This window comes from Pseudomonas sp. S2_C11 (assembly GCF_054668395.1).
The window spans coordinates 663,643-690,330 of sequence record NZ_CP162765.1; the positions used below are offsets into that span (position 1 = coordinate 663,643).

22 protein-coding genes are annotated in these 26,688 nt (G+C 60.5%); 14 read left to right on the forward strand and 8 right to left on the reverse strand.

Annotated features, from left to right (window positions below; translation table 11 throughout):
- Positions 1–64: 64 nt before the first annotated feature.
- The 6 genes from treC (at position 65) to tadA (ending at position 7,908) form a co-directional block, all read left to right on the forward strand.
- Positions 65–1,711, forward strand: coding sequence for an alpha,alpha-phosphotrehalase (gene treC / locus AB4N48_RS03205; protein ID WP_310218208.1), 1,647 nt, complete (start codon positions 65–67; stop codon positions 1,709–1,711).
- 107 nt (positions 1,712–1,818) lie between these two features.
- Entirely contained in the window at positions 1,819–3,042 is a 1,224-nt protein-coding gene (locus AB4N48_RS03210; RefSeq protein WP_375122626.1) for a maltoporin, read from the forward strand.
- Positions 3,043–3,092: 50 nt separating this feature from the next.
- Positions 3,093–5,621 (forward strand): phosphoenolpyruvate--protein phosphotransferase, encoded by a 2,529-nt coding sequence (gene ptsP / locus AB4N48_RS03215; RefSeq protein ID WP_460094786.1) that lies wholly within the window; start codon positions 3,093–3,095, stop codon positions 5,619–5,621.
- A gap of 2 nt (positions 5,622–5,623) precedes the next feature.
- A complete protein-coding gene (locus AB4N48_RS03220) occupies positions 5,624–5,914 on the forward strand; it encodes a PTS transporter subunit EIIB (RefSeq protein WP_056790130.1) in 291 nt (96 codons plus the stop codon).
- 117 nt (positions 5,915–6,031) lie between these two features.
- On the forward strand, positions 6,032–7,408 hold the full coding sequence (locus AB4N48_RS03225) for a multicopper oxidase family protein (protein ID WP_041479914.1): 1,377 nt from the start codon (positions 6,032–6,034) through the stop codon (positions 7,406–7,408).
- Entirely contained in the window at positions 7,408–7,908 is a 501-nt protein-coding gene (tadA, locus tag AB4N48_RS03230; RefSeq protein ID WP_056790123.1) for a tRNA adenosine(34) deaminase TadA, read from the forward strand. Before AB4N48_RS03225 ends, tadA begins: the two co-directional genes overlap by 1 nt.
- Before the next feature lie 166 nt (positions 7,909–8,074).
- Here the strand turns inward: tadA and cmoB are convergent, their stop codons facing one another.
- The 4 genes from cmoB to lon form a co-directional block, all read right to left on the reverse strand.
- A complete protein-coding gene (gene cmoB / locus AB4N48_RS03235; RefSeq protein ID WP_252876845.1) occupies positions 8,075–9,031 on the reverse strand; it encodes a tRNA 5-methoxyuridine(34)/uridine 5-oxyacetic acid(34) synthase CmoB in 957 nt (318 codons plus the stop codon).
- The gene (gene cmoA, locus AB4N48_RS03240) at positions 9,028–9,771 is read right to left on the reverse strand and encodes a carboxy-S-adenosyl-L-methionine synthase CmoA (protein WP_016773355.1); all 744 of its coding nucleotides are present in this window, start codon (positions 9,769–9,771) and stop codon (positions 9,028–9,030) included. Before cmoA ends, cmoB begins: the two co-directional genes overlap by 4 nt.
- A gap of 194 nt (positions 9,772–9,965) precedes the next feature.
- Complete coding sequence (locus tag AB4N48_RS03245) at positions 9,966–10,358, reverse strand: protease inhibitor I42 family protein (RefSeq protein WP_024014192.1); 393 nt, start codon at positions 10,356–10,358, stop codon at positions 9,966–9,968.
- A gap of 216 nt (positions 10,359–10,574) precedes the next feature.
- Positions 10,575–12,989, reverse strand: coding sequence for an endopeptidase La (gene lon / locus AB4N48_RS03250; protein WP_041479909.1), 2,415 nt, complete (start codon positions 12,987–12,989; stop codon positions 10,575–10,577).
- 396 nt (positions 12,990–13,385) lie between these two features.
- On the opposite strand from lon, the gene AB4N48_RS03255 reads away from it, so the two are divergent.
- Entirely contained in the window at positions 13,386–13,574 is a 189-nt protein-coding gene (locus tag AB4N48_RS03255; RefSeq protein ID WP_041479908.1) for a hypothetical protein, read from the forward strand.
- A 205-nt stretch (positions 13,575–13,779) separates the two neighbouring features.
- Here the strand turns inward: AB4N48_RS03255 and AB4N48_RS03260 are convergent, their stop codons facing one another.
- Positions 13,780–16,191: a glucose/quinate/shikimate family membrane-bound PQQ-dependent dehydrogenase gene (locus AB4N48_RS03260; protein ID WP_460094789.1), complete on the reverse strand. Its 2,412-nt coding sequence runs from the start codon at positions 16,189–16,191 to the stop codon at positions 13,780–13,782.
- Positions 16,192–16,413: 222 nt separating this feature from the next.
- On the reverse strand, positions 16,414–17,775 hold the full coding sequence (locus AB4N48_RS03265; protein ID WP_056790107.1) for a carbohydrate porin: 1,362 nt from the start codon (positions 17,773–17,775) through the stop codon (positions 16,414–16,416).
- A 300-nt stretch (positions 17,776–18,075) separates the two neighbouring features.
- Here AB4N48_RS03265 and AB4N48_RS03270 point away from each other — a divergent pair, with 300 nt between their 5' ends.
- Positions 18,076–18,306: a VF530 family protein gene (locus AB4N48_RS03270; protein ID WP_016773359.1), complete on the forward strand. Its 231-nt coding sequence runs from the start codon at positions 18,076–18,078 to the stop codon at positions 18,304–18,306.
- Between the two features lies 1 nt (position 18,307).
- Entirely contained in the window at positions 18,308–18,946 is a 639-nt protein-coding gene (locus AB4N48_RS03275; RefSeq protein WP_056790104.1) for a Pr6Pr family membrane protein, read from the forward strand.
- A gap of 121 nt (positions 18,947–19,067) precedes the next feature.
- Here the strand turns inward: AB4N48_RS03275 and AB4N48_RS03280 are convergent, their stop codons facing one another.
- Both AB4N48_RS03280 and AB4N48_RS03285 read right to left on the reverse strand, forming a co-directional pair.
- On the reverse strand, positions 19,068–19,853 hold the full coding sequence (locus AB4N48_RS03280; protein ID WP_056790103.1) for a siderophore-interacting protein: 786 nt from the start codon (positions 19,851–19,853) through the stop codon (positions 19,068–19,070).
- Positions 19,850–20,425: a PadR family transcriptional regulator gene (locus AB4N48_RS03285; protein WP_252878837.1), complete on the reverse strand. Its 576-nt coding sequence runs from the start codon at positions 20,423–20,425 to the stop codon at positions 19,850–19,852. Before AB4N48_RS03285 ends, AB4N48_RS03280 begins: the two co-directional genes overlap by 4 nt.
- 495 nt (positions 20,426–20,920) lie before the next feature.
- On the opposite strand from AB4N48_RS03285, the gene AB4N48_RS03290 reads away from it, so the two are divergent.
- From AB4N48_RS03290 to AB4N48_RS03310, 5 genes are all read left to right on the forward strand, one after another.
- Positions 20,921–21,409 carry a CS1 type fimbrial major subunit gene (locus tag AB4N48_RS03290; protein ID WP_041479903.1) on the forward strand — a complete coding sequence of 163 codons (489 nt, stop codon included), beginning with the start codon at positions 20,921–20,923 and terminating at the stop codon, positions 21,407–21,409.
- Positions 21,410–21,522: 113 nt separating this feature from the next.
- A complete protein-coding gene (locus tag AB4N48_RS03295) occupies positions 21,523–24,045 on the forward strand; it encodes a TcfC E-set like domain-containing protein (protein ID WP_056790099.1) in 2,523 nt (840 codons plus the stop codon).
- A gap of 4 nt (positions 24,046–24,049) precedes the next feature.
- Positions 24,050–25,267: a hypothetical protein gene (locus tag AB4N48_RS03300; RefSeq protein WP_252884786.1), complete on the forward strand. Its 1,218-nt coding sequence runs from the start codon at positions 24,050–24,052 to the stop codon at positions 25,265–25,267.
- A 44-nt stretch (positions 25,268–25,311) separates the two neighbouring features.
- Positions 25,312–26,055 (forward strand): molecular chaperone, encoded by a 744-nt coding sequence (locus AB4N48_RS03305; protein ID WP_252886750.1) that lies wholly within the window; start codon positions 25,312–25,314, stop codon positions 26,053–26,055.
- A gap of 33 nt (positions 26,056–26,088) precedes the next feature.
- Positions 26,089–26,604 (forward strand): CS1 type fimbrial major subunit, encoded by a 516-nt coding sequence (locus AB4N48_RS03310; protein WP_056790095.1) that lies wholly within the window; start codon positions 26,089–26,091, stop codon positions 26,602–26,604.
- The last annotated feature ends 84 nt before the right edge of the window (positions 26,605–26,688 follow it).

The following is a 26,688-nucleotide window of genomic DNA, read 5'->3' on the forward strand; positions in this document are numbered from 1 at the left end:
ATCGAAAGATCGCAGCCTCCGGCAGCTCCTACAGAGATCGTAAAATTCAAGAGGGAAATCCGCCATGCAAGACTGGCAACGTTCGGTGATCTACCAGATCTACCCGAAGAGTTTTCACAGCCATGCCGGCAACGCCACCGGCGATCTGCTCGGCATCGTCGCCAAGCTCGATTACCTGCAATGGCTGGGGGTCGATTACCTGTGGATCACGCCGTTCCTGCGCTCGCCGCAGCGCGACAACGGCTACGACATCAGCGACTACTACGCGGTCGATCCGAGCTACGGCAGCATGGCCGACTGTGAACTGCTGATCGCCGAAGCGGGCAAACGCGGGATCAAGTTGATGCTCGACATCGTGGTCAACCACACCTCGATCGAGCATGTGTGGTTCCAGCAGGCGCGCAGCAGCCTCGACAACCCTTACCGCGACTTCTATATCTGGCGCGACCAGCCGAACAACTGGGAATCCAAATTCGGCGGCTCGGCCTGGGAGTACGAAGCGCAGACCGGCCAGTATTATCTGCACCTGTTCGACCACACCCAGGCGGATCTCAATTGGGACAACCCCAAGGTCCGCGACGAAGTGTTCAAGATGATGCGCTTCTGGCGCGACAAGGGTGTGGGTGGTTTTCGTCTGGACGTGATCAACCTGATCTCCAAACCGGCGGACTTTCCCGAAGACGACAGCGATGGTCGGCGCTTCTACACCGACGGGCCGAACGTGCACACCTACTTGCAGCAGATGCACCGCGAAGTCTTCGAAGGGCATGAGCTGATCAACGTCGGCGAGATGTCTTCGACACGTCTGGAACACTGCATTCGTTACTCCAATCCGCAGTCGAAAGAACTGTCGATGACCTTCAACTTTCATCACCTGAAGGTCGATTACCCGAATCTGCAGAAATGGGTGCGCGCCGATTTCGATTTCCTCCAGCTCAAGCAGATTCTCTCCGACTGGCAGACCGGCATGCAGGCGGGTGGCGGCTGGAATGCGCTGTTCTGGTGTAACCACGATCAGCCACGCGTGGTCTCGCGGTTCGGCAATGACGGCGAATACCGCGAGCTGTCGGCGAAGATGCTTGGTACCGCGCTGCACTTTCTGCAGGGCACGCCTTTCGTCTATCAGGGCGAAGAACTGGGCATGACCAATCCGGGGTTCGAGAGCATCGAGCAATACCGTGACGTCGAGACCCTGAATATCTTTCGCCTCAAGCGTGAAGCCGGGGCAAGCGACCTCGACAACATGGCGGCGATCATGCAGAAGTCCCGCGATAACGGGCGCACGCCGATGCACTGGCACGCCGGGCACAACGCCGGCTTCACTCGCAGCGAACCATGGATCGGTGTGCCGGCCAATGCCGCACAGATCAACGTCGCGCATCAACTGCACGACCCGGAATCGGTGCTGCATCACTATCGGCGCCTGATCGCTTTGCGCCGCACTGAAGCGTTGATCTCCGACGGCGTCTATCGCCAACTACTGCCGGAGCATCCACAGGTCTGGGCGTACCTGCGCGAGGGGACGGGAGAACGCTTGTTAGTGGTGAACAATTTCTATGGCACTGCCTGTGAGGTCGAGCTACCGGCGCTGATCGACGAAGCCCAGGAGCAGCGCCTGCTGATCAGCAACTACCCGGACTGCCCGCAACGCACGAGTTTGCTGCAGTTGGGACCTTACGAATCCTTCGTGCTGCACCTGACCGACCCCTGATTTTTTAACTGAATAACAACCTTTGAAAAAACACGCAGAACGCTGCGCGGGGGATTTGTGCGCGCTGAATTCCTGCAACCACACAATAAAAACAACGGGTGGCATATATGAGAGCAACCATAAATTACAGCCTGGCAGTCGCGGGGATTTGTCTGGCAATGCCCACGTCCTCACAGGCGCTGGAGTTCGGCGGCTATCTGCGCAGCGGTGTCGGTACTTCGGTCAACAGCAGCAGCCAGTCGTGTTTCCAGTTGCCCGGCGCGCAGACCAAATATCGCCTCGGTAACGAGTGCGAGCAGTACGGTGAGCTCGAGCTGCGCCAGGATCTGTACACCCTCGACGACGGCTCGGTGCTGAGCGTCGACGGCATGGCATCGCTGTACAACCGTTACGACCGCAGCCTGACGTTCAAGGAAGACAACGGCTCGATTCGTTTGCCGCAGGCTTACGCGCAATGGTCGGCGATGCCCGCGCTCAACGGCGGCTCGCTGTGGGCCGGTCGGCGCTACTACAAACGTAACGACATCCATATTTCCGATTTCTATTACTGGAACCAGAGCGCCACCGGTGCAGGCATTGAAGACGTGTTGCTCGGTGGCCTGAAATACAGCTACGCCTTTTCGCGCAAGGACAACCTTTACCAAAAGGATTACATCAACCGCCACGACTTCAACGTCGGCGGTTTCAACAGCAACCGCGGCGGAGAACTGGAGTTCGGCCTCAGCTACATCGACAAGCCCGACAGCCGCGACGCCCACCGTGGCTGGGCGATTACCACTCAGCACGTGCAGCAGGACTTTCTCGGCGGCAAGAACAAACTGGCGCTGCAATACGGCGAAGGGCCGGGCACCGGATTGGGCTATACCGGTAACGTCAGGCTTGATGACCGCAACAAGAGTTATCGGATCGTCGAGTTCTTCGACTGGCAACTGACGCCACGTTTTGGCGGACAATTCCAGGCGGTGTATCAGAAAGATATTCGTCAGGGCGGCGCCGATCAGAACTGGCTGTCACTCGGTGTGCGTCCGGCCTATGCACTGAGCGAGCAGTTCAAACTGGTGACCGAACTGGGTCACGATCAGGTCGAGGCGGCGGACGGCACGCGCAAGCTGAGCAAGTTCACCTTTGCACCGACCTGGTCACCGAAAGGCCCGGAATTCTGGGCGCGGCCCGAGGTGCGTCTGTATTACACCTATGCCAGCTGGAACCAGGCAGCCAAGCGTGCCGCCAACCTGTTGGCCAAAGGTTCGGCGCTGTCCGACACCGGCGTCTTCGGCAACGCACGGCACGGGGCCAATGTCGGGCTGCAGGTTGAATACTGGTGGAAATAAGCAAAGCGGCTGCGACCGCTCATTCAATCAATACACGCTCAGGTGATGTCATGGCCACACCCCAACAATTGCAGCTGCTGGCTCCTTTATCCGGCGTGCTGATGGCGCTGGACCAGGTGCCCGACCCGGTGTTTGCCGGGCGGATCATCGGCGACGGTTTGTGCATCGACCCGACTTCGTCAACGCTCTGCGCACCGCTTGCAGGTGTGGTCAGCGACGTGCAGGCCAGCGGGCATGCGCTCACCATCACCAGTGATGCGGGTGTTCAGGTGTTGATGCATATCGGCCTGGACACGGTGAATCTCGCCGGCGAAGGATTCACCCGCCGCGTTGACGCGGGGCAGCGGGTCGAAGCGGGGCAGGCGCTGATCGACTTCGATGCTGACTACATTGCCCTGCACGCGCGCAGTTTGTTGACCTTGATGCTGGTGGTCAGCGGCGAGCCGTTCGATTCACTCGTTGGCTCAACCGGGTTGGTCGAGGTGGGCCAGCCAGTGCTTGACGTCGTGGTCGGCGCAGCCGCCGGCGAACATCCTGCGCCGGTGCCGGGCGACGCGGTGTTCTCGCAGCCGATCCATCTGCCCAATCCCAATGGCCTGCACGCGCGGCCGGCGGCAGTATTCGCCCAAGCGGCCAAAGCATTTTCAGCGACCATCCATCTGCACAAGCTGCAAGCTCAAGCCAACGGCAAATCCCTGGTGGCGATCATGGCGTTGCAGACGGCCCATGGCGACAGCGTGCAGGTCAGCGCCGAAGGTGAAGATGCCGAGGCAGCGGTCGCGGCGCTGACACGCTTGCTGGGCGAAGGCTGCGGTGAAGCGGTCACAGCGCCCGCGCCGGTCGAAGTCGATGCAGCAGAAATGCCGAACATCCTGCGCGGTGTCTGCGCCTCGCCCGGTTCGGCGTTGGGGCAAGTCATGCAGATTGTCGAAGCGTCGCTCATGGTCAACGAGTTCGGCGCCGAGCCGCCAGTTGAACTGGAGGCGTTGAGCCAAGCACTGATCGAAGCCGACATGGCCCTGCAACATCTGCGCGACACCGCCAGCGGCCAGGCGCAGGCGGAGATCTTCAAGGCGCATCAGGAACTGCTCGCCGACCCGAGCCTGCTGGATCAGGCCAGGGCGCTGATCGACGCGGGCAACAGCGCGGCGTTTGCCTGGAAGACCAGCACCGACGCAACGGCGGCGATGTTTCGCTCGCTGGGCAATGCCTTACTGGCTGAGCGCGCGGCGGATCTGGATGATGTCGGCCAGCGCGTGCTGAAGCTGATCCTCGGTGTTCACGAGCAGACGCTGGAGTTGCCGGACGACACCATTCTGATCGCCGATCAGCTGACCCCGTCCCAGACCGCCGGGCTCGATACGCGCAAGGTGCTCGGGTTTGCCACCGTCGGCGGTGGCGCCACCAGCCATGTCGCGATCCTCGCGCGAGCCTGCGGTTTACCGGCGATCTGCGGCATGCCGGCGCAAATGCTCGGGCTCGGCAACGGCACGCGGGTGCTGCTCGATGCCGACAAAGGCGAATTGCAGTTGCATCCGGACGCCGAGTCCATTGACCAATTGCGCACGCGGCATGAGCGCCAGCGGCAGCGTCATCAGCAGGAGCTGGCGCAGGCCAGCGAGGCGGCCTGCACCCGTGACGGTCAGCACATCGAAGTCACCGCCAACGTTGCCTCGCAGCAAGAAACCGCCCAGGCCATGGAGCTGGGCGCGAATGGCGTGGGGCTGCTGCGTTCGGAATTTCTCTACCTGGGCCGTCAACAGGCGCCGAGCCATGACGAACAGGTGGCCACTTACAGCGCCATCGCCCGCACCATCGGGCCGGCACACAATCTGGTGGTGCGCACCCTCGATGTCGGTGGCGACAAGCCGCTGGCCTACGTGCCGATGGACAGCGAAACCAATCCTTTCCTTGGTTTGCGCGGCATTCGCCTGTGCCTTGAGCGACCGCAACTGTTGCGCGAGCAGTTCCGTGCAATCCTCGCCTGCTGTGAACTGACGCGTCTGCACATCATGTTGCCGATGGTCACGAATTTGGCCGAACTGCGTCTGGCGCGGCAGATTCTCGAGCAAGAAGCGCGGGTGCTGGGCCTGGCGCACCTGCCAAAGCTGGGAATCATGATCGAAGTGCCTGCCGCTGCGCTGATGGCCGATGTGCTGGCGCCGCACGTGGATTTTTTCTCCATCGGTACCAACGACCTCACCCAATACACCCTGGCCATGGACCGCGATCATCCGCGTCTGGCCAGTCAGGCGGACAGCTTTCATCCCTCGGTACTGCGCCTGATTGCCATGACGGTGAAGGCTGCGCATGCCCACGGCAAATGGGTCGGCGTCTGCGGCGCCATGGCGTCTGAACGCCTTGCCGTGCCGCTGCTGCTGGGGCTGGGTGTGGATGAGCTGTCAGTAAGTGTGCCGTTGATTCCGGCGATCAAGTCGGCGGTGCGCGAGGTGAATCTGGCCGACTGTCGAGTCATCGCCGAACAGGTCTCGAACCTGGAAAGCGCCGCCGACGTGCGCGCAGCCTTGCAGCAGTTTCATGGGGCGAAAGTCGATGCCTCGCCGGTTATGGAGAATTGAACATGTTCGACAAATTGCAGCAGGCATTCTGGAAAGCGCTGACGCCGGATCTAGTCCCGGATGAGGTGAAAGCCGTCGCCGAACCGATTGCCGGCCTGAGCGCCGAGATTGTTGCGGCGCTGGGCGGTGTGGATAACCTCAAGTCGCAGCACCCGGTGGCGCTGACTCGGGTGCGCGTGGCGCTGCACGACGCGGCCTGTGTCGACCGTCAGGCGTTGAGTCTGGCCGGTGTGGCGGGCGTCATGCCGCTTGAGGGCGGCGTGCTGCACCTGATTACCGGGCTGCGCGTATAAGGCCGACAAGACGTGCGGCCGCAGGTCGCCCTTACTGTTTCTCAACTGCGGGTGTATCGTATTCGCCTTTTGCGGATCCCTCGGGGTCTGTCGCTGATACGTGAGGTAGTTGAGTTCATGTCCTTTACCCGTCGCCAAATCCTCGGTGGCCTGGCCGGTCTTGTTGTCGTTGGCGTGGGCGCGGGAGGCGCGTCGCGTTACTGGCTGGGCAAGATGGCCGACGCCGAGGCCGGCCACGACTATGAACTGATCGCCGCGCCGCTCGATGTCGAGCTGGTGCCGGGCCACAAGACCGAGGCCTGGGCGTTCGGCCCGTCGGCGCCGGGCACCGAGTTGCGCGTGCGCCAGGGTGAATGGTTGCGGGTGCGCTTCATCAATCACCTGCCGGTGGCGACTACCATTCACTGGCACGGCATCCGTCTGCCGCTGGAAATGGACGGCGTGCCCTACGTATCGCAGTTGCCGGTGCTGCCGGGCGAATACTTCGACTATAAATTCCGCGTGCCGGACGCTGGCAGCTATTGGTATCACCCGCATGTCAGCAGCAGCGAAGAACTCGGACGTGGTCTGGTCGGGCCGCTGATCATCGAGGAACGCGAGCCGACCGGTTTCAAGTACGAGAAAACCCTGAGCCTGAAGAACTGGCATGTCGACGAGCAAGGTCAGTTCGTCGAATTCAGCATCCCCCGCGAAGCGGCCCGTGGCGGTACCGCCGGGCGCTTGTCGACGATCAATGGTGTGCCGCTGCCGGTGATTGATCTGCCGGCCGGGCAGGTCACCCGGGTGCGTCTGCTTAATCTCGACAACACCCTGACCTATCGCATCAACATCCCCGGTGTCGAAGCGAAGATCTACGCGCTGGATGGCAACCCGGTCGAGCCCCGCCCGTTGGGCAAGGAATACTGGCTCGGCCCCGGCATGCGCATTTGCCTGGCGATCAAGGCGCCGGCGGCCGGTGAAGAGTTGTCGCTGCGCAACGGCCCGGTGCGTCTGGGCACGCTGCGTTCAGTCGCCAACACCGACGCGCCGACGGACTGGCCGAAAGCGCTGCCGGCCAACCCGGTGGCCGAGCCGGATCTGGCCAATGCCGAGAAACTCAACTTCAATTTCGAATGGGTCGGCTCGGTCTCGGTGAACACCGAAAACGGCAAACCGCCGAGCCTCTGGCAGATCAACGGCAAGGCCTGGGACATCACCGACAAGACCTGTGCTGACCGACCGATTGCCAGCCTGAAACTGGGCCAGAGCTATATTTTCGAATTGAAGAACATGACCCAGTACCAGCACCCGATCCACCTGCACGGCATGAGCTTCAAGGTGATCGCGTCGAACCGGCACAAAGTCGTGCCGTATTTCACCGACACCTATCTGCTGGGCAAGAACGAGCGTGCGCAAGTGGCGCTGGTGGCGGATAACCCGGGGGTGTGGATGTTCCACTGCCATGTCATCGACCACATGGAAACCGGCCTGATGGCCGCGATCGAGGTGAAGTGATGCGCCAGATCCGCCCGGCGGCGATCATCGACCGCAGCCGCGACCGCGACTTCATGCGCGAAGCCTTGACCCTCGCCGCGCAGGGCGCCGCCCTCGGTGAGGTGCCGGTGGGCGCGGTGCTGGTGCAGGATGGCGTGATCATCGGTCGCGGCTTCAATTGCCCGATCAGCACCAGCGACCCGAGTGCCCACGCCGAAATGGTCGCGATCCGCGCCGCTGCGCAGGCAGTGGATAACTATCGCCTGCCGGGCAGTACGCTGTATGTGACGCTGGAGCCTTGCAGCATGTGCGCCGGGCTGATCGTGCATTCGCGGGTGGCGCGGGTGGTGTACGGCGCGCTGGAACCCAAGGCCGGGATTGTGCAGAGTCAGGGGCAGTTTTTTACCCAGGGATTTTTGAATCACCGGGTGTTGTATGAGGGCGGTGTGCTGGCTGAAGAATGTGGTGCGGTGCTGACCGAGTTTTTCCGCGCCAGACGCACTAAAAACCCCTCACCCTAACCCTCTCCCAGAGGGAGAGGGGACCGACCGAGTTGAATGGACCAAGTCCGCCGACCTGAAATACCGAGTCGGACTCAAGTTTTGAAAAGCTCAACAATCAGCTCCCTCTCCCTGGGGAGAGGGCTGGGGTGAGGGGGAGGCCCACCGCGGTCATGGGAAAATACGCTTACTTCCTGGCGACGATAACTGCCCGCATCGGCGCCGGCAGCCCTTCAATGGTTTTGCTGTGGTCTTCAGGATCCAGAAAATCGCTCAGCGACTGATACTTCATCCACTCCGTCCCGCGTTGTTCTTCCACCGTCGTGGTACTGACATCCACACAACGAATATCGCTGAATCCGGCTCTGCGCAGCCACAATTCCAGCGCCGGCACCGACGGCAAAAACCACACGTTGCGCATCTGCGCGTAGCGATCTTCCGGCACCAGCACCTGATGCTTGTCGCCTTCGACCACGAGGGTTTCCAGCACCAGTTCGCCGCCCTTGACCAGGCAATCCTTCAGCGCCAGCAAATGCTCGATCGGCGAGCGACGGTGGTAGAACACGCCCATGGAAAACACCGTGTCGAAGCCTTCCAGATTTTGCGGCAGGTCTTCAAACGGGAACGGCAGGTGCCAGGCATTCGGCTCGGACAAGTAACGCTGCACCGCCTGGAACTGGCAGAAGAACAACCAGTTCGGGTCGACACCGATGACGCTGTCGGCACCGGCGCCGAGCATGCGCCACATGTAGTAGCCGTTGCCGCAACCGACATCAAGGATGCGTTTGCCCTTCAGGTCGAGGTGCGGGGAGACCCGCGACCACTTCCAGTCCGAGCGCCATTCGGTGTCCACATGCACACCGAACAGATCGAACGGCCCTTTGCGCCACGGCGAGAGGCCCATCAGCGCGGTGCGCATCTGCGCGCGGGTGTCGTCGTCGCAATCGGTGTCGAGTTTCAGGCCGTTGAGCAGGTCGACTTCGCTTGGCTGGATCTTCGGCAAGGCGTCCAGCGCACTTTGCCAGCGCTCCAGATCGCCGTGGCCTTTGTCCATTTTCTTGTCGAGTTGCGCTTGCAGCGTGCTGGCCCATTCGGCCAGCGGTGTACCGGCCAGACGCCGGGCGAGGGGGGACAGATCAATCATGGCAAGGCAATCAACGAGGCAAAGTTAAGACACTGGAACCACGGCACGACTTTCGAGAACCCGGCGGCCAGCAGGCGTTCGCGGTGTTCTTCGAGGCTGTCGGGCTTCATGACGTTTTCGATGGCGCTGCGCTTCTGGGCGATTTCCAGTTCGCTGTAGCCGTTGGCGCGTTTGAACGCCACGTGCAGATCGGTGAGCAGCGCATGCTCTTCGGCATCGTTGAAGCGCAGCTTCTCCGAGAGAATCAGCGCGCCGCCGGGCAACAACGATTGGCGAATCCGCGAGAGCAACGCGGTGCGCTGGTCCGGGGCGATGAATTGCAGGGTGAAGTTCAGCGCCACCACCGACGCGGGTTGAAACTCCAGCGCGAGGATATCGCCCTCGATGACTTCGACCGGCAGCAGTTCCTGAAACATCGAATCCTGACCATTGAGATACTCGCGGCAACGCTCGACCATCGCCGCCGAGTTATCCACAGCGATGACCCGGCAACCGTCGGTGCGCACATGGCGGCGCAGGGCTTGAGTCACTGCGCCGAGCGACGAGCCGAGGTCATAGAGCACGCTGTTCGGCTGGGCGAATTGCGCCGCGAGCACGCCGAGGTTTTCGACGATGGTCGGGTAACCCGGCACCGAGCGCTTGATCATGTCCGGGAACACCCGCACCACGTCTTCATTGAAGGCGAAGTCAGGCACCTGGGCCAAAGGCTGGGCGAATAGGCGATCGGGTTCTTTGCTCACGGCGGCGTCCGGCGGTGTCGGTGGAAAAGGCCGGCATTTTAGCCAAAGTGGCGCGGGGATGCTTGGGTTGTCTGATAAAGCACCGAACCGGGTGTAAATCTCGCCGTCTGGGATATGGCTTTCGCGAGCAGGCTCGCTCCCACAGGGGGGCGCGGTGATCTGTCGGAGCGAGCCTGCTCGCGAAGAAGCTGCAGTCAGTTCACCGAAATGGCGCAGTCGAAGGTCTCAACAGGCAGCACTTCCGGTGCCCACGGTTGTTGCGAGGTCAGGCGCAAACGCCCGGTGCCTGCTGCGAAGGCCTGGAAGCGCCAGGTCGAAACCCCCGCTGCGCCAACCACGCCGGCATCTTCCGGATTGCTGTAAACCTCGGGGCTGAGGGCGCGCAACACGCCGCCAGCTGAATCCTGAATCGCCCAGCGGTAGCCGGTGGTCGGGTTGCTTGGCAGGCTGATGATCAGGTTTTGCCCGACGTTGAGTCGCACGGGACATTCGCTTTGTTTTTCCACGGTCACGTTGTGTTTCGGTTGCGTGGCGCAGGCCGCCAGCAAGGAAAGGGCGAGGGGGAGAAACAGGCGAGTGGGGGACATGAGGTCAGCAGCTCCGGCGGTTACGACGAACGGCGAGCATAACTGAAGATGGGACAAAGTGTGACGGTCAGGGAGTTCCGTGTTGGCAGCACTGAAGCCATCGCTGGCAAGCCAGCTCCCACAGGTTTCTCGGTTGACCACAAGATTTGTGGGCACATTGAACATTGTGGGAGCTGGCTTGCCAGCGATAGCGGTACAGCAGGCGCTACATGACTATCAGAAGAGCACCTTCGCCACATCCGCAAACCGCTTGGCAAAGTGCACGGTTATCCCTTCCTTCAGATAATCCGGCAATTCCTCAAAGTTACCCCGGTTCGGTTCCGGCAGAATCAATTCGAAAATCTTCTGCCGGCGCGCTGCGATGACCTTTTCGCGAACGCCGCCGATCGGCAGTACATGCCCGGTCAGGGTCAGTTCGCCGGTCATCGCCACGCCTTTTTTTGGCGGTTGATTGCGTGCGAGCGAGAGCAGGGCGCTGGCCATGGTCACGCCGGCGCTCGGACCGTCCTTCGGCGTTGCGCCTTCCGGTACATGCAGGTGGACGAAGGCTTCGTCGAAGAACTTCGCATCACCACCAAATTGCTTGAGGTGCGAGCTGACGTAGCTGTAGGCGATCTCCGCCGATTCCTTCATCACATCGCCCAATTGCCCGGTGAGCTTGAAGCCCCGGTTGAGCGTATGAATCCGCGTGGCCTCGATCGGCAAGGTCGCGCCGCCCATGCTGGTCCAGGCCAGACCGGTAATCACGCCGGTGCCGGACAGCACTTGCTCATTGCGGAACACCGGATGGCCCAGCGAGGCTTCGAGGTCTTTCGGCCCGAGTTTGATCACCGCTTTCGGATCGTCGATCAGCTTCATCACCGCTTTGCGCACCAGTTTGCCCATCTGCTTTTCCAGCTGACGCACGCCGGCTTCGCGGGCATAGCCATCGATCAGTGCTTTGAGCGCGCTGTCGCTGATGCTCAGGCTGCCTTTTGATACGCCGGCCTTTTCCAGCAGTTTCGGCCACAAGTGACGCTTGGCGATGGCGACTTTTTCTTCGGTGATGTAGCCGGACAGGCGAATCACTTCCATCCGGTCCAGCAACGGGCCGGGAATTGAATCCAAGGTGTTGGCGGTGCAGACGAACAGCACCTTCGACAGATCCATACGCAGGTCGAGGTAGTGGTCGAGAAATTCAACGTTCTGCTCCGGGTCGAGGGTTTCCAGCAGCGCCGAGGCCGGGTCGCCCTGGTAGCTCTGGCCCATCTTGTCGATTTCGTCGAGCATGATCACCGGGTTCATCACTTCGACGTCTTTCAACGCCTGCACCAGTTTGCCCGGTTGGGCGCCGATGTAGGTGCGGCGGTGGCCCTTGATTTCGGCCTCGTCGCGCATGCCGCCGACGCTGAAGCGGTAGAACGGCCGCCCGAGGGATTCGGCGATGGATTTGCCGACGCTGGTTTTACCCACGCCCGGTGGGCCGACCAGCAACACGATCGAGCCGCTGATCTCGCCTTTGTACGCACCGACGGCGAGGAATTCGAGGATGCGATCCTTGATGTCGTCCAGACCCGCATGGTGCTTGTCGAGGATTTTGCGTGCGTGCTTGAGGTCGAGTTTGTCCTCGCCGTACACGCCCCACGGCACCGATGTTGCCCAGTCCAGATAATTGCGCGTGACGGCGTATTCCGGCGAGCCGGTTTCGAGGATCGACAGTTTGTGGGTTTCTTCCTCGAGGCGCTTCTGCACTTGCGCCGGCAGGGTTTTGCCTTCGAGGCGCTGCTGGAACTGTTCGAGGTCGGCGCTGCGGTCGTCCTTGGTCAGGCCGAGTTCCTGCTGGATGACCTTGAGTTGCTCCTTGAGGAAGAACTCACGCTGATGCTCGCCGATCTTACGGTTAACTTCGGCGGAAATTTCTTTCTGCAGGCGCGCGACTTCGACTTCCTTGCGCAGCATCGGCAGGACTTTTTCCATGCGCTTGAGCATCGGCACGCAGTCGAGCACTTCTTGCAGCTCGGGGCCGGTGGCGGAGGTCAGCGCGGCGGCGAAGTCGGTCAGCGGCGACGGGTCGTTGGGGCTGAAGCGGTTGAGGTAGTTCTTCAGCTCTTCGCTGTACAGCGGGTTGAGCGGCAACAATTCCTTGATCGCATTGATCAGCGCCATGCCATAGGCCTTGACCTCGTCGGTCGGCTCGGTGGGCTGGTGCGGGTATTCGACTTCGACCAGGTACGGCGGGCGATGGTGCTTGAGCCAGGTCTTGATGCGCACGCGGCTCAGGCCCTGGGCGACGAATTGCAGTTTGCCGTTTTCGCGGCTGGCGTGGTGAACCTTGACCAGCGTGCCGTATTCGGGGAGGGCGCCGGTGTCGAAGTGGCGCGGGTCTTCCTGGGGCGTGTCCATGAAGAACAGGGCCAGGGAGTGGTGTTCGGATTTGCTGACCAGTTCGAGGGTTTCGGCCCACGGTTCTTCGTTGACGATGACCGGCAGGACCTGGGCCGGGAAGAACGGACGGTTGTGGATCGGAATGATGTAGACCTTGTCCGGCAGGTTTTGCCCGGGCAGCGCCAGGCCGGTGCCGGAGGAGGTGTGTTCGATGTGGTCGTTTTCGTAATCGTCGTGGTTGTCCGGGCGATCTTGCTGGTCGGTCATGGGGCACCTGCGCAATGGGGTATGGGGTGTTAGATGGGGCAGGGGTGGGGTGGTTTCAATGGGGCGGGTGTGTTTCTGCTTGTGTGTTCAGGTTTGCAAAGTTTTTCACCTTGTTAACCTTGGCGGCCGTTGGGCCGGTGGCAAGATCCTTCAGGTCGGCACGGATGCCTAGTGGAATCTAACAATGTCTGTGCATAACTAGCGAAAAACGCGAGTGTTGGTTAGCTTTAACTATTAAATGGAGTTTTGATGGATTCCGTTCGGCTTATTTCGAACTGGCCTTGAGTCCCTGTAATTTCTGACAGTAGACAACTGACTCAATCGGCCGAAGATTGCGGTTCAATCTCGAACGACAGAGAGGTGTTCGAGAATTTACCAACGTCAAGGAATCGAACCATGAGTCATACCGATACGAAATACAGGGATTTCATCATTCGCGAATATTCTTCCGACACGCCGGGTTTGCGTTTCCAGGTGATCTACAGCGAAACGGATAAGAGTTTGTTGCTGGAAACCCGCAAGCATGCCGAGCAACTGATCATCGATCGATTGCAACGGATGGCAAATGGAGGAAAAGCCTTTTGATTCTGTCGGGTCACGCTGACGACAAGCGTTCGAAGGTTGCGATCTTTTGATTTTTTCTTGAAAGCACCGAATTGCCCAAGGCGAAGTGGACAGACTTCATTGATGCCATACACCTTGGTGCGAATGGAGCATGTTGGGCAGTCCTCCATGTAAAAAGGCGCCCCCCTCACAGGGTGGCGCCTTCTTTTTTACCGCCAGCTACCGCTTATTCCGGCAGTTTGTACGCAATGATGTAGTCACCCATCTTGGTGCCCAGCGAGCCGTGACCGCCAACAACGAGCAGCACGTATTGCTTGCCGTCCTTGCCGGTGTAGGTCATCGGAGTCGCTTGGCCGCCTGCTGGCAGGCGCGATTTCCACAGTTCTTTACCGGTATTCACGTCATAGGCGCGCAGGTACTGGTCGAGGGTGCCGCTGAGGAAGCCGACGCCGCCGGCAGTGACCATCGAACCGCCCATGCTCGGTACGCCGAGGGTGAAGCCGATCGGGATTGGCGAGCTGTCGCGGCTGGTGCCGTTCTTGCGTTTCCACACGACTTTGCCGGTGGTCAGGTCGATACCGGCGACGTAGCCCCAGGCCGGGGCCTGGCACGGTACGCCCAGTGGCGACATGAACGGGTGCATGATCACCGCGTATGGCGCGCCAGTGTTTGGCTGCACGCCCGAGGTTTCGCTCTCGCGCTTGCTGCCGGCTTCGACTTGCTCGCGTGGCACCATTTTCGAGACGAAGGCCATGTAGTTCGGGCTGGTGAACAGCAGTTGGCGAACCGGGTCGACCGAGACGCCGCCCCAGTTGAACACGCCGACGTTACCCGGATAGATCAGGCTGCCCTGTTCCGATGGCGGGGTGTACTGACCTTCGTAACGCAGTTCCTTGAACTGGATGCGGCACAGCATCTGGTCGAACGGGCTGGCGCCCCACATGGCTTTTTCGGTCAGTTCCGGGGCCAGCAGGTTGAGGTCCGAACGGGCCTGGGTCGGTGCGGTGTGGTCGCCTTTCACGGCGCCTTGCGGAACCGGGATTTCCTTGATCGGAATGATCGGCGTGCCGTCACGACGGTCGAGGACGTACAGGCTGCCCTGTTTGGTCGGGGCGATCAGCGCAGGTTTCACGCCGTCAGCGGTTTTCATGTCGAGCAGGGTTGGCTGGCTGCCCACGTCCATGTCCCACAGGTCGTGGTGGGTGAACTGGTAGTTCCAGCGCACTTTACCGGTAGCCAGGTCCAACGCGACGAGGCCGGCGCTGAATTTCTCGGCGCCCGGGGTGCGGTTGCCGCCCCATTGGTCAGGGGTCTGGTTGCCCAGTGGCAGGTAGACCATGCCGAGTTTTTCATCGACGCTGGCCAGCGACCACATGTTCGCCGAGTTGCGGCTGTAGGTTTCGCCCGGGGCCAATGGCTCGGTGGCGTCCGGCTTGTCGCTGTCCCAGTTCCACACCAGGTGCCCATCGCGCACGTCGAAGGCGCGGATCACGCCCGATGGCTCGTTGGTCGACTCGTTGTCGGTGACGTGACCGCCCATGATCACCAGATCACGGGTAATCGCTGCTGGCGAGGTGGAGTAGTAGCCGCCGGCGGTGAACGGGCCGATGCCTTGGGTCAGGTCGACCACGCCGTTGGTGCCGAAGCCTTCGCAGATCTTGCCGGTGTCGGCGTTCAGTGCGATCAGGCGGGCATCAGCAGTTGGCAGGTACAGGCGACGCGGGCAGGCCTGAGCAACGGCCTGGCCGGCTTCAGAGATGACAGCGGAACCGGCATTTTCAGACTTGGCATAGGCGGCTTCGTCGTAGTACGACACGCCACGGCAGGTCATGTGGGCGAAGCCCTTGAAGCCGACCGGGCTCTTGATCTGTGGATCGAAGCGCCAGATTTCCTTGCCGGTGTCCGGATCCAGTGCCAGCACTTTGCTGTGCGCGGTGCAGGCGTAGACCATGCCGTTGGCTTTGAGCGGGGTGTTTTCGTTGGTCAGCTCGACCGGGTCATCCGCAGTTGGCAGGTCGCCGGTCTGGATGCGCCAGGCTTCTTGCAGCTTGCCGACATTTTCCGGGGTGATCTGCTTGAGCGGCGAGTAGCGGTCACCGAACTCGGTGCGACCGTACGCTTGCCAGTCGCCATCCGGCATGGCCGGTGCGGTGCTGGTCATGTCGGCGGTGTCGCGGCCCAGTTCACCGGAGGTTTCGCCCGGGTGGGTGAAGAGGCTGGCCAGGGCGGTAACGCCGGCCAGGATCACAGCGACGGTCAGGCCGCCAGTGCCGATTTTCGCCGGGCCGTTGAGCAGCAGCGGACGACGGAACCACGGCAGCAGCATCACGAAACCGAGGACAAACCACAGCGCCAGACGCGGCACCAGTTGCCACCAGTCCAGACCGACTTCCCACAATGCCCATACCGTGCTGGCAAACAGCACGATGGCGTACAGGCCCAGCGCCGCGCGGCGACGCATCAGCAGCAGGAGGCCGCTCAGCGCGATGCCGATACCGGCCAGCAGATAGTAAAGCGAGCCGCCGAGCATGCTCAGCTTGACTCCCCCGGCCAGCATGGCCAGGCCCATCAGTAGAAGCAGGATGCCGAGCAGGCCCGGTAGCAGACGGCCCCGACTCGAAGCACTTTCGGTGCTCATAGTGTGATTCTCCGTGACGTTTATGTAGTCCCGCGCTGTAGTCACTTTAGATGACGATCTGGCGCAGGCATGGTTCAGATAAAAACTTGTTCGGCTATCGAATTTCATGGATCCCTGTGGGAGCTGGCTTGCCAGCGATGGCGATTGCACATCCAACACTGAAATCGCCAGACAGATTGCTATCGCTGGCAAGCCAGCTCCCACAGGGCCTTGTGGCGTTTTTTAGAACGACGACTGGATCTTGATCCCGCCGATCAGGGCGTCGTCGACGTCGTTCACGCCACCGGGATGGCGGATGTATTGCAGGTTCGGGCGCACGGTCAGCCAGTTGGTCACGTGCACGCCGTAATACAGCTCGGCGCTGTATTCGGTGTCCTGCGGTGGCAGGAACGCCGGATTGTCGTAGTCGTAGACGGCGTTGGCGCGGTTGCTCGCCTCGGCGTTCTTGCGATAGGCCGGGTTGACGTGCACACGAGCGAGGGCGAAACCGATGTCATCTTTGGCGCGGGCGTCGAACGGGCCTTTGTAGGTCAGGCCGGCCTGCACGTAGTTGTCGATGGCGTTGGTTTTCTTGTCATGCATCGTCGCGTTGGCGAACAGACTCAAACCACGGGAGTGGTCGCTGGCGATACTGGTGACCTGCTGCTGAATGCCCAGCCATACGCCGTGCTTGCTCGACGCGCTGCGATAGGCTTCGCCGCTCAGCGCTGCCGGTTGGTCATTGCGGTCTTTATAGACGTCAGAGGCCTTGGCATTGCTGTAGTAATAACCGGCGCGGTATTCGCCCGGCAGACCGTTGAGCTTCGGCGTCCACACCAGTTCGACCGGCAGGATCGCGCCTTGCGTGCCGCTGCCGCTGAGTTTGAAGCCGTTGCCGCGATCGAGGTTCGACGGGTTCTGCTCGTAGGCGCCGACCTGCGCATACAGCTCGGGCGTCAGGTGATATTTGACCCGCAGCGCCCATTGGCTGACCGGCCAGTTGTACCAGATGCCGCCGACCCAGTTGCCGACCTGCGAGCCGCAGAAGGCCAGGTTCTGGAAGTCGCAAGGGAAGCTGTTGAAGTCTTCGCCTTCGCCGAAACGGCCGACCTTGATATCGAGCTTCTGATCGAAGAATTTCTGCTGATACCACATCTGCGTCAGGCGCGTGGTCTGGCCACGGCCCCAGACTTCCTGGGCGGAAGTGAAGCCGCCAACGCGCGGGTCGTTGATGCGGTCGTTGCTGATGTTGTTGCCACTGCGCTTGGTGATGGTCAGCTGAAATTCAGCGTCGTTCCAACCGAGGATCTTTTGCAGATCCAGATGGGTACCGAGGCCGAACTGGTCGCTGTACCGTGCAGTGCGGTCGTGGTCATAGCCGCCGTGCAGGTTGCTGCCCATTTCGCCGGTGTAATCGAGTTTGAAGTCGTAGCCTTTTTCCGCAAGTTCCGTGCGCGTGCCGTTCCAGTCACCAAGCATGTACGGTGATTCACTGTCGAAGGCCGGCGCCGCGTGGGCGCAAGTGGCAAGGCCGAGGGCGGTGCAGCCGCCAAGGGTGCGCAGGGCAGAGATAGCGCTGTCTCGGGAGAAGGAAAAGTCAGGCATGAAGAAGTCTTTTTTTGATGTTTTCAGGTGCAGGCCGAGCGCTTCAGATTGTCGCAGGCAGTGAAGCGTTTCAGCGGAAGGGCGGCAGGATAATGATCTGTAACAAATTGAGAAAGCGCTTTTGCAGACATGCAGCGTTTCGGATTCGGTAACAGTGCGGCAAACGGGCGCATTGTGAGTCGGGCCACAGCCTGCGATCTTCCTAGGTTGGCCTACATTTGAAGACAGGCCTTCCACCCGCCCGGCCCCTCGGCTAAGGTGCGCGGCTTTACGCATTTTCACTTCGCCCAAAGGCCCGGCATGAACGAACAATCCCCCGATCCGCTGCACGGCGTGACCCTTGAACAGATCCTCAATGCACTGGTGACTCACTACGAGTGGTCGGGGCTGGCCGAGCGTATCGACATCCGTTGCTTCAAGAGCGATCCGAGCATCAAGTCGAGCCTGACCTTCCTGCGTAAAACCCCGTGGGCGCGGGAAAAGGTCGAGCGCCTGTACGTTAAGCTGATGCGCACCAAGCGACCGCTCTGAGATGGACAGCGCGAGGCGCCGACGCCTGATCACCGGCCTGGCCGTGTTGGGCTGGGCCGGATTGACGATTCAGCTGTACCTGATCTTCTTCGCACGATTGAGCATCGGCGCCAGCCTGCTGGGCGGGCTGGTGAGTTTCTTCAGCTACTTCACCATACTGACCAACACACTGGTGGCGACGGTGTTGACCTGCGCGGTCACCGAGCGCGAATCCGCCGCACGGCGCTGGTTTCTGCAACCGTGGGTCAGCAGTGGAATCGCGGTGAGTATCGCCGTCGTCGGTCTGGCCTACAGCATTCTGTTACGGCATTTGTGGCACCCCGAAGGCTGGCAGTTTGTTGCCGATGAGTTGCTCCACGACGTCATGCCATTGCTGTTTCTCGGCTATTGGTGGCGCTGCGTCCCCAAAGGCACGTTGCGCCTGTGGCATCTGCCGCTGTGGCTGATCTATCCGCTGGTGTACTTCATCTATGCCTTGCTGCGCGGGCATCTGCTCGGCGCTTATGCGTATCCGTTCATTGATGTGGCGGCGTTGGGTTATCCACAGGTGCTGGCGAATGCCGGGGGGATATTGGTGGGGTTTGTGTTGGTGGGGGTGCTGATTATCGGCCTCGACCGCAAATTGTCCGCACGAAGTTGAGATCCAGTGTGGGAGCGAGCCTGCTCGCGAATGCGGTGCGTCAGCCAGCAAATCTTTCGACTGTGCCGATGCCTTCGCGAGCAGGCTCGCTCCCACAAGGGTGATATGGGTCAGGAAGAGATCACTCTTCCTCAGAGCCCTCGGCGCGCCAGTAGCCGACCGCCTTGATGAACTGTTCATCGAGCCCATGCTCATCGATCAGTACCCGGCGGATCTGCCGTGAGACCTTGGTTTCGGTCGCCACCCATGCGTACAGATTGCCCTTGGGCACCTGCAATTGCTTGACGGTAGCCAGCAGGTTGTCCTTGCCCCCTTCGCGCAGCACCCAGATCACATTGAACGGCGCTGCGCTTTCCAGCACTTGCTGCTCAGCACCGTTTTCCACTTCGATCACCACCAGCGCCTTGCGATTCGCCGCGAGGTGTTCGAGGCGGCGGGCGATGGCGGGGAGGGCGGTTTCGTCGCCGATCAGCAGATAGCTGTCGAAGATGTCCGGCACGATCATCGACCCGCGTGGCCCGCCGATGTGCAGGAACTGCCCAGGTTGTGCCTGCTCGGCCCAGGTCGAGGCAGGGCCGTCGCCGTGCAGGACGAAATCGATGTCCAGCTCCATTTTTTCCAGGTCGTAACGACGCGGCGTGTAGTCGCGCATCTCGGGCATCGGCCCGTTGTCCTTGCCGGCGCCCAGTTGCATCGTCTCCAGCGCCGCCGCTTGTTCGGCGTTCTGCGGGAACAGCAGTTTGACGTGATCGTCCGTGCCCAGGCTGATGAACCCGGCCAATTCCGGCCCGCCGAGGGTGATGCGACGCATGCGCGGGGTGAGATCGGTGACGCGCAGCACTTCAAGCTTGCGCCGTTTGATTTCGTGCATCACGCGGTGAATGGTTTGAGTATCGACTGCAGTCATTCGGCTTTCTCCGGGGCAGGTTGAACGGCAGGGCCGTCGACGATGGCTTTGGCGGTGTCGTTGAGCAGGTCGCGCACGCGCAGGATTTCCTCGGCGCTCCAGCGCCCGTGGTGCAGCTGCAAGGCATGGCGCAGGTTGTGCACCGCTTCGTGGATTTCCGGCGGACGATCATGGCCGCGCAGCGAGCGCTTGCTGACGTCAATGCGCATGCGTACGCCGTCGAGCGCCACTGCTTGTTCACTTAAAGACAAACGACCGGCGTCGGTGACGCTGTAACGCTTTTTGCCGGCCTCGGCATCACCGGCAATCAAATCGCTCTCTTCCAGAAAGGTCAGGGTCGGGTAGATCACCCCGGGGCTCGGGCTGTAAGCGCCATCGAACATGCCTTCGATCTGGCGGATCAGGTCGTAGCCGTGGCAGGGCTGCTCGGCGATCAGCGCCAGCAACAGCAATTTCAAGTCGCCGGGGGCAAAAACTCGCGGGCCGCGACCGCCGCGTTCGCGACCGGGGCGTTTTTCGAAGCCGTCGCGGCCATCGCCGTGCTCGCGATGGGGTGAATGATGGTCTCTCATTTCGCTTCTCTCTCGTCGTATTTAGATACAACTTAAGATATATCTTAAGGGTTGCGCAAGACGTTTTTGGCCTTGTCCTGAGCTTGACGGACGAGCGGTCAAAGCGAAAAAGAGCCGGAAAAAGTTTTTTGATCAATAAATCAAAGCGGTGACCGTAAAGTTAAAGTTATCGCTCTAGTTGTACTTGAGTATATGTTCTAATTCCTTGCAAGTTGCCGCGTTAAAGCGGCTAAGTTGCTGTATGGTTTTTTGCCTGTAACTGTGTGTAGGGCGCAACTTACAGCGAATGTTGCAAGTATCTGTTTTTTGTTCTTTTTTCTGGCGGGGTGTGAGGTTGTTTAACTACGAGTTTGTCGGAAGTTGCCTGCTTACATTCCAGAGGCAACAGCCGATGATGCCCGCCATTGAAAGTTCAAGTTGCTCTGGCGGTCGATGAGCAAATGGTTTGTGAACTTTCAATGACACCCCCTATATAAAGCAAACAGGTACTGAACGATGTTCAAGAAAATCGCAATCGCTGCTCCACTGGCTCTTCTGGCAATGTCCTCCACTGCCTTCGCTGCGGGCGAAGCGTCGCACTCCATCAGCCTGATCGCTCATGTGCCAACCAACGGTTTCTATGTGGTGCCGACTGATCCGGATCTGGTCAACAAGGACCAGGACATGAGCTATCAGCCGACCACCGGCAAGATGGCCGACGTCAACGGTTTCTTCGATGTGCGCAATAACAACGGTTCGGTTCACGCCAGCCTGGAAAGCCTGCCGAAACTGGTTGCCGGCAATACCTCGATCGACCTGCAGGTCATGCTCAACAACAAGGAACTGACCCTGACCCCGCAAATGGTCGTCGGTGAATCCGAATCGGATGTGAACTACCGCGCCCCGCTGAAAATCTCCGCCAAAGGCAGCAACTTTCAGCCGGGTGACTACACCGGTTCCGTGGCGATGATCTTCGACGCCGTGCCACCGGTTGGCGGCAACTGATCGACTGATCAGGTCCAAAACGCTCGCTTTTCAGCAGTGGCGTCAACCGACGGGGCAGGCAGTGATGTTTGCCCCGACGGACTTTCATTGTCAGTCAATCAGAGTACGAGTTCATGTTCCCGATGACACCCATCGCGGCTGCGCTTGCGCTGTTGTTTTGTGCCAGCGCAGCCGTCGCATCCAACACCGCCGGTACGACGCCACGCAGTTTGCTGGCGCAGGCCAAAGGCTTGCCAGCGGATTTCGAGGAGCATTTCTTTGATGTGCCTCTGGCGGTGCGGGTCGAAGTCGACCAACAGCCGTTGGGTGAGGCCATGGTGGTGTTGTCCCGCGATGATCGCATCACCCTTCTCGAATTCACCGACACCAGCGAAAACCGCTTCGGCCCCGCTGAACGGGAAAAATGGGCAAGCTACCTCAAACCCGGCGTGCCATTAGGTGCGTGCAGCGGTTCCTGCCCCGACCAGTTTCTCGCGGTGCACTACAACCTGGAAAGTTCGCTGGTATCGATCGTCACCGAAAACGCCGAACGCGACCTTCAAGCCAAGCGTTATTACGAGCAACCGAGCGGTGGTAGCAGCGGCCTGATGGTGCGCAACCAGCTCAACCTCAACGGAGGCCAGGATCAGGACCTCGGCGGACGCTTTGGCCTGGAAGCCAGTTCAAGCCTAGGCAACTGGAGCCAGACGCTGAATCTGCAATTGGCCCGGCTTGGTGGCCCCGACGACAAGCTCTACCACGCCGTGCACGAGCTGCACACCCAGCGCGAACTGCAAGGCAGCTTCTTGCGCCTGGGCTATTTCACCCCCAATTCCGAAGGGCTGACGCGCCAGCCGCGCACGTTTGGCACCAGCCCCGATACGGCGGTCGGCCTCATGTACGGCAGCTCCGACAGCCTCGCGATCAACAGCCCGATGCCCAGCGTTTACCCGATCTACGTGACAGCCAACCGGCAGGGTTCGGTGGAGATCTGGCGCGACGGTCTGTTGATCAATACCCAATCGGTGCCGGCCGGTTTGCAGACCCTCGACACCCGGCCGCTGCCCGGCGGTATTTATGAAGTGGAAGTGCGTCTGATCGAAGACGGCCAGATCACCTCCACCACCCAGGAGTTGGTGTACAAGCCCAGCAACTGGCGCAACCTTGACGAACGCTGGCGCTACAACGTGTTTGCCGGTGAAGAAAGCAAACTGCTGAGCAACTGGGACACGCAATCGAGCGGCAGTCCCACCGCCGGTGCGGCGGTCAATTACCTGCTGCACCCACGGGTGATTGTCGGCGCGTCGGCGCGGCAGATCCGCGAAAAACTGCAATACGGTACTTCCATCGACTGGACCCTGGCCAACCACGTCAGCCTGTATGCCAATGTCTACAAGACCGAGGATTACGGCACCGGTCTGGACCTGCAAAGCCTTTACAACTATGGCGCGGGCAGTCTGGTGATCAGCCACAACCGCAGCTGGCTCGACACCACCAACACCTACGACACGCTGCCGGACGGCACGCGCGTTCGTCCACGTAACGTGTTTGTCGGCCAGACCAGCAATTCGTCGCTGGCGCTCAACCATCGGCTGAGCAGCAAGAGTTCGGTCAATGCCCGGGTCTCGCACAGCGAAGGCAATGTCGAAGGCGTGGGCGTGGATCTGGGCTGGACCCAGCGCGCCGTATTGCTGGGCAGTGATGCCAGTTGGCGCCTGTCGGTCTTTGATCGCCCGGGCAGTTTCAGCAGTGGCGATGCGCGCAATCGCGGCGTCGATCTGAGCATCAACCTGGCGTTGGGCGCTCCCGGTCAGCAGCTCACCGGCAGCATCGGTTCACGCACGGCCCGCGACGGCAAACGCGACAACAATGCTTCGCTCGGCTGGCGCAAGGATTTCAAGGATCACGTGCTGCAAAGCGTCTCGGTGACGGCGCTTACCGACACTTACGGCCTGGGCATGTCGAGCCTGACCAATTTCCGCACCGACGCGGTAAACGGCGACGCCTTCGTCCAGCGCTCTTCCTACAACGGCAACTTCACCGGCGGGCTCAACCTCGACAGCACACTGGTGGTCGGCGGTGAAAAGATGCTGCTGACCAGCCAGAGCGACGTGCGCGGTGCGGGAATGATCGTCGACGTCGAGTCGGATATCGACGACATCGTCCTGCGGGCTGACGACTACAGCGGCGGCGGTGCCGCGCTGAAGCCGGGGCGCAATTTCATTCCGATCACCGCTTATCAGAACAGCTCGGTGAGCTTCGACTTCGAAGGCAACACCGTACCGGCCGCCACCATCGAACCGGCGCGAACCCGCTATCACCTGAACAAGGGCGGCATCGAGTATCGCAAGGTTCGCGTGATGAAAACCCTCACCGTGCTCGGTCGCCTGGTCGATGCAAGCGGGCGGCCGCTCAAGGGCCACCACGTGATCAACCACGCCAGCCGTGGCGTGACCGAAGTCGACGGTTTCTTCTCGATGGAAATGAACGCCGGTTCACCCACCCTGGAAGTGCGCCAGGGCAACCAGTTGTTGTGCCAGTTCCGCTTGAACGAGGCCGACCACCGCAGCGAAAACGACGTGTTGATGATCGGCGATCTGCGTTGCACCCCAGACACCCTCGCCGACGTCACTACCACCGAAATGAAGGCAGGCTGAGCATATGAAAATCTTCCAGGCAGGCTGCGCGCTGACGCTGGCGTTGGCCATGTCCACCGCCCATGGATTCAATCAGGAAATCCGTGCGACGTTTCAGCCTGACCCGACGCAGCCAGGCAAGAATCTGTTCGTGAACAAAACCCCCAACACCGGCTACTGCGCAAGCTACCCGGCGCAATGCGCCGACCACAACATTTTCAGCATCGAGATGCCTGTACGGTTCGACTCCACACGCTTCATCTCACGTGGTGAACCGATGCTGGTGAAAGCCCCGGCCGACTGGCGACAATTGACAGTTACCAATATGCAAACGCAGGAAACCGAAACCGTCGAAGTGCGCATCATCGGTATCGGCTCCACGTACATTCTGGGCGATACCGCGACCAACATCACCGGCGTGTCAGACGACGCTCAAGCGCATGACAAATTATGGGACTCCAGCGGTTGGGTGTATGTGCCGGAACCCTGCCGTTACAGCGGTGTGGCGTCCTATGGTCCTGACAGTTATCGCTTCTTCTGGAAGACCCCGGTACAAGCTGGCTGCTCCAAAAACGCCGCTTACCGTCTCCCGTCAATAGCTTTCGACAAGATGGATTTTGCTTATGAATTAAGGACTCCCAATCCGTTGGGCATGTCTACCGGGCAATATACCGGCTCGGTTACTTACACCTTGGGAGGCGGCCGCGATTTTGTTCTGGGCGGCCTCTTGCTGCAGCCCGACGACCCCACGCTGACCCTGGATTTCGTCCTCGACGTGCAACACACCCTCAAGGTCGACCTGCCCCCCGGCGGCACTCGGGTCACGCTTGAGCCCGTAGGTGGCTGGGAGCCATGGATCAACAGCGGACGCAAACCCACGCGGATATTTGCCGACCAGGTCTTCTACATTTCGGCCTCTTCGCGTTTCAAGGTCATGTTGTTGTGCAATTCCCAAGGCGGAAATGTCTGCAACCTGGGTAGCCCGAAGGGCGATAGCTCTCGGGTTCAAGTCAGGATGAGTCTGCCGCCGGGCATCATTGGCCCCGGCGGCGGTCAGGTCAACCGGATCCCCCTGGATTTCAATCGCTGGTCAGCGCCTTTTCAGCCTGGAATGTATGTGGAGCGCAAGCCTGGCTATCTGCATTTCGACATGGACTCGAGAGAAATCGATTTCCTGCTCAGGCCGGGCAAGAACGACCGTTTGCGCGGCAACGTCACCATTATCTGGGATTCGGAAGTATGAGCGTCCCGGTCCGCTTTCACTCAACGTTCATGGAGTTCAACACGATGAACCGTGGTCTTTTGCTGGGCCTGCTCAGCGTTTTTTGCCTGACGGCGCAGGCCGGGCCGCAGATCAATGTCGGCACCGTTTACGACTATCTGGAAGCCGACAAGAGCACCTATCTCAAGCGAGTTTTCAACAGCGGCGACGCCACCGCATTCGTCAAGATCAATGTGCTCGAAATCGTTTACGACGACGCCGGCACGCCCAAGGAAATTGCTGTCGAGAACGCCGCCGATGGCGCCTCGCGCAACGGCCTGATGGCCAGCCCGGCGCGGCTGATCGTCCCTGCGCAAGGCATGCAGGGCACACGCTTGCTGTACATGGGCGAACGGGATCGAGAACGCTATTTCCGCGTGCGCTTCGTGCCCGTGGTGCCGGAAAAGGAAGACGATTTTGTCGTCACCGGTGAAGAGCGGGAGGATTACAAAAAGTCGTTGTCGGCCGGCGTCAACGTCATGACCGGGTTTGGCACGATCTTCTTTGTCCGCCCCAGGGAAGCGCGTTACGCCACGGCGATCAACGAAACCGAAGGTCGCTACGAACTGCGCAACAACGGCAATACCGTGGTGATCGTCGATGAGTTCAAGAGCTGTTCGCTGAGCAAGGAAAGCGATTGCGGGGCGACCACCAAACACCATGTGCTGGCGGGCAAGTCCTTTGCCTTCAACAAGGAAAAGGGCCGTGAGTACCGCTTCTTTCTGATCGAAGGCAGCGACAAGAAAACCATGAAAGTCGCCAGCCGCTAGGCCGGTTTTCCATTCACGCATCAGGTAGCCAACATGATCAAGCAATGCACCGCCGCCCTGCTGGCGGTCGCCGCCGCGTTGACCGCGGCAGTGACGTGGGCCGCCCGGGAGGAGCACACCTTCGAAGTGTCGCTGACCATTCCCAGTCGGCCCTTCTACATCATTCCGGCACAACCGGACTGGATTCACCGTCCGCAGGTGCTGGCCTGGCACCATGCCACGGACAGCCTGGGCAATCTGGAAAAATCTTTTGACATGCGGCATGACAGCAGCGCCATCGAGGCGCGTCTGGCCACCGAGCCATTCCTTGATACCGGCACAACGGGTGAAGTGATTGAGCTGCGGGTGACGTTCAATGACGTCGTGCTGAGTTCGCACATCATTCCGCAACAAGTGCTTTCGGAAGAAGAGGCGGCTGTCGGTAAACGTGTGCTGCTGAAAATCGAACCCATCAAACCGCCGGGTGGCTACCGCCCCGGTCATTACAGCGGCAACGTCGTGCTGTTGTTCAGCGCCAGCGCGCCAAACGGCAATGACGCTGATGCCTGAATGTCTTACGCGGTGGGTATCGCAAGCACGACCAGGGTCCGTGGGCAGATTCGGCCAGCCTGAAACGCTCGCCGAATGCCGTGT

Bases quoted from the DNA above. Each gene is read 5' to 3' on its own strand.
- treC (WP_310218208.1), top strand. From the start codon at position 65: ATGCAAGACTGGCAACGTTCGGTGATCTACCAGATCTACCCGAAGAGT.
- AB4N48_RS03210 (WP_375122626.1), top strand. From the start codon at position 1,819: ATGAGAGCAACCATAAATTACAGCCTGGCAGTCGCGGGGATTTGTCTG.
- ptsP (WP_460094786.1), top strand. From the start codon at position 3,093: ATGGCCACACCCCAACAATTGCAGCTGCTGGCTCCTTTATCCGGCGTG.
- AB4N48_RS03220 (WP_056790130.1), top strand. From the start codon at position 5,624: ATGTTCGACAAATTGCAGCAGGCATTCTGGAAAGCGCTGACGCCGGAT.
- AB4N48_RS03225 (WP_041479914.1), top strand. From the start codon at position 6,032: ATGTCCTTTACCCGTCGCCAAATCCTCGGTGGCCTGGCCGGTCTTGTT.
- tadA (WP_056790123.1), top strand. From the start codon at position 7,408: ATGCGCCAGATCCGCCCGGCGGCGATCATCGACCGCAGCCGCGACCGC.
- cmoB (WP_252876845.1), bottom strand. From the start codon at position 9,031: ATGATTGATCTGTCCCCCCTCGCCCGGCGTCTGGCCGGTACACCGCTG.
- AB4N48_RS03245 (WP_024014192.1), bottom strand. From the start codon at position 10,358: ATGTCCCCCACTCGCCTGTTTCTCCCCCTCGCCCTTTCCTTGCTGGCG.
- lon (WP_041479909.1), bottom strand. From the start codon at position 12,989: ATGACCGACCAGCAAGATCGCCCGGACAACCACGACGATTACGAAAAC.
- AB4N48_RS03255 (WP_041479908.1), top strand. From the start codon at position 13,386: ATGAGTCATACCGATACGAAATACAGGGATTTCATCATTCGCGAATAT.
- AB4N48_RS03260 (WP_460094789.1), bottom strand. From the start codon at position 16,191: ATGAGCACCGAAAGTGCTTCGAGTCGGGGCCGTCTGCTACCGGGCCTG.
- AB4N48_RS03265 (WP_056790107.1), bottom strand. From the start codon at position 17,775: ATGCCTGACTTTTCCTTCTCCCGAGACAGCGCTATCTCTGCCCTGCGC.
- AB4N48_RS03270 (WP_016773359.1), top strand. From the start codon at position 18,076: ATGAACGAACAATCCCCCGATCCGCTGCACGGCGTGACCCTTGAACAG.
- AB4N48_RS03275 (WP_056790104.1), top strand. From the start codon at position 18,308: ATGGACAGCGCGAGGCGCCGACGCCTGATCACCGGCCTGGCCGTGTTG.
- AB4N48_RS03280 (WP_056790103.1), bottom strand. From the start codon at position 19,853: ATGACTGCAGTCGATACTCAAACCATTCACCGCGTGATGCACGAAATC.
- AB4N48_RS03285 (WP_252878837.1), bottom strand. From the start codon at position 20,425: ATGAGAGACCATCATTCACCCCATCGCGAGCACGGCGATGGCCGCGAC.
- AB4N48_RS03290 (WP_041479903.1), top strand. From the start codon at position 20,921: ATGTTCAAGAAAATCGCAATCGCTGCTCCACTGGCTCTTCTGGCAATG.
- AB4N48_RS03295 (WP_056790099.1), top strand. From the start codon at position 21,523: ATGTTCCCGATGACACCCATCGCGGCTGCGCTTGCGCTGTTGTTTTGT.
- AB4N48_RS03300 (WP_252884786.1), top strand. From the start codon at position 24,050: ATGAAAATCTTCCAGGCAGGCTGCGCGCTGACGCTGGCGTTGGCCATG.
- AB4N48_RS03305 (WP_252886750.1), top strand. From the start codon at position 25,312: ATGAACCGTGGTCTTTTGCTGGGCCTGCTCAGCGTTTTTTGCCTGACG.
- AB4N48_RS03310 (WP_056790095.1), top strand. From the start codon at position 26,089: ATGATCAAGCAATGCACCGCCGCCCTGCTGGCGGTCGCCGCCGCGTTG.